The sequence below is a fragment of the Aquabacterium lacunae genome (genome assembly GCF_004310865.1).
In the GTDB taxonomy this organism is placed as follows: Bacteria; Pseudomonadota; Gammaproteobacteria; order Burkholderiales; family Burkholderiaceae_C; genus Aquabacterium; species Aquabacterium lacunae.
The window spans coordinates 1-1979 of the sequence record NZ_SIXI01000019.1; the positions used below are offsets into that span (position 1 = coordinate 1).

Below are 1979 nucleotides of genomic sequence, written 5' to 3' on the forward strand. Positions count from 1 at the left end.
TCAAGCGGACGCCAACACTGGCCATGCCTTCGGCATCTTCATGGCCAGTGTTGGTGCCCTCCACTCGCTGCGCTCCTTCCGGCGCCGCTTACCTTGGGCGTTAGGCCACTTCTGAAATAGGCTCTGGCAGCATTTGCAGGGTATGTTTTGCGGCATCGAGCTCCCTGCTCCGATTGTCATGCGGGAATGGTTTTGCGGGCCTCGGCTGTTTCCAGGCAAGTCCACCGGCTGGCTTCGTTTCATGCCTGGCGCTAAGTCGCCAATTGGTTCGCCACGGGGCGCTGTTCGCCGGCTCAATCTGGCTGTCAGTCCTTCGGCTGCCTGCTCGCCACCGTGCGGCGCCAAAGTGCCAGATGCCGCCGCCATGTTGGCTGCTTGTCCTTCGGCAATCAGCGCCAGGTTCTGTGCCGTGGCGCTGCCACGCCACCGGCTCGAAAGCTCAGCCCGCAGTCATGGCTGCGCCATCACTGCCTGGCGTCTTCACGTTATGCTGGAGCCATTCGATGCACCGCCCCAGCGGTGTCAAACACAAGCCAAACGGGAGGCACCTTGCCTGCACTCAATGCAGCTCAAGCATGCTCACAGGCTGCTGCCTTCGCTGGCCAGCCTAACGGGGCGTTGCACGCGGACGCCTCAACGTTCCACGCCTACGGCGTGGCCCGTCGAGGTGCCCTCCAGCCTTCGGCTTCCGGCGCCGGTGAACTTTGGCGTTAGGCAATACCAGTTAGCGCGTTTGCCAATAGCCCGCTCGGCGACGGTTGTGACCGACAGCCAGAATATTCACAACCTGATCACCGACCGAGTAATAAACGGAGTATGGGTAGTGCTTCATCACGAAGCGCCGAACAACATCACCCCAAAGCGGAAAACGCTCCGGGTGTTGCGCGATCAACTGAAACGTCGCCAGTACTTCCTCCCGGAAGTTGTCTGCAACTTCGGCGTTCCTTTCGGCGTACCAAGTGAACGCCTCCGCCATCTCCTGCTTCACAGCAGGAGAGATGTTCAGTCGGAACATCATCAGAGTGACTTGAACCAGGAGCTGAACTCGTCAGCAGTCATGCCCTGGACACGACCGCTGACCAAGTCATCATGCCGACTGCGCGCTTCCGCAATCCAAGATGCAACAACTGCCTCGTCGCTGTCAGAGGCCCCTTGCAAGCTGTCCAGCAACGACAGAACAACCATGGAGCGCTCAGCAGGCGCAAGTTGCATGGCTTCAAGCAAGACATGATCAACGCGATCGTTCATCTAGCCAGTTTAGCACTCGCCCCAATGCAACGCCACCCTCTGTATGGATTGACCGCCCAGCGCATCCCAGGTAGCCTACTTTGTAACAGCTGACGCATAACCTGGGAGTCTCATGTCACCGCAAGCCTCTTTTTGCTTGCCGCACAAGCACTTGCACGCCTGTCGGCCATCCAGGTTAGGCGTCGTCCGCGACGGTTACAACCAGCAATCGCGTCGTTTCTGACGTCTACATTGCGTTAGGCGGCTTCAAATCATGCCTGCCCAGTTCGAACTACACATAGTGGCCCCGGGGCCTCGGCCTGCCTACTACAAGGTCGCAGAGCATCTGTGGGGTACCGGCTGCGACTTCGACTCTGATGGAGACAGTGCGCAGCCAGATGACCCATCGTGGACAGAACTCACCGTTACGCTTCGTGGTCAGTCTTCGGAGCGAGTTGATATCGATCCAGTATCGCTACAACCTCTCGTGCTGAAAGTGCGCGCCGCGCACGTGGCGCTTTGCCGCCGGGCGGCAGCGTTTGTTGCTTCGTATGCAGGCGGCTCCGTCGTCGACCCGCCTAACCCATCCTTCAAGCGGACGCCTGACGGCGCCGCTTAAGTCAAACGTTAGGCAACACCAAATTCCAGGCGCAGTTGGCAATTGGTTTTCATCTATTTAGGCACCGCTCGCGTGAGCAGTTTTTCATTCCCAAACCGCTCCAAGCTCTTCATCGGGCTGGCGTCTGTCCAAG

At 59.0% G+C, this 1979-nt stretch carries 2 protein-coding genes; both read right to left on the reverse strand.

Translation table 11 applies throughout. The features are described from left to right. Positions 1-724: 724 nt before the first annotated feature. Entirely contained in the window at positions 725-1018 is a 294-nt protein-coding gene (locus tag EYS42_RS16785) for a type II toxin-antitoxin system RelE/ParE family toxin (RefSeq protein ID WP_130969361.1), read from the reverse strand. Then, entirely contained in the window at positions 1018-1248 is a 231-nt protein-coding gene (locus EYS42_RS16790; RefSeq protein WP_130969362.1) for an addiction module protein, read from the reverse strand. The genes EYS42_RS16785 and EYS42_RS16790 overlap by 1 nt, the downstream gene beginning before the upstream one ends. Positions 1249-1979: the final 731 nt, after the last annotated feature.

What these genes read in the sequence shown, in the direction of transcription:
- EYS42_RS16790 (WP_130969362.1), bottom strand. Translation starts at nt 1,248, where the DNA reads ATGAACGATCGCGTTGATCATGTCTTGCTTGAAGCCATGCAACTTGCG.
- EYS42_RS16785 (WP_130969361.1), bottom strand. Translation starts at nt 1,018, where the DNA reads ATGATGTTCCGACTGAACATCTCTCCTGCTGTGAAGCAGGAGATGGCG.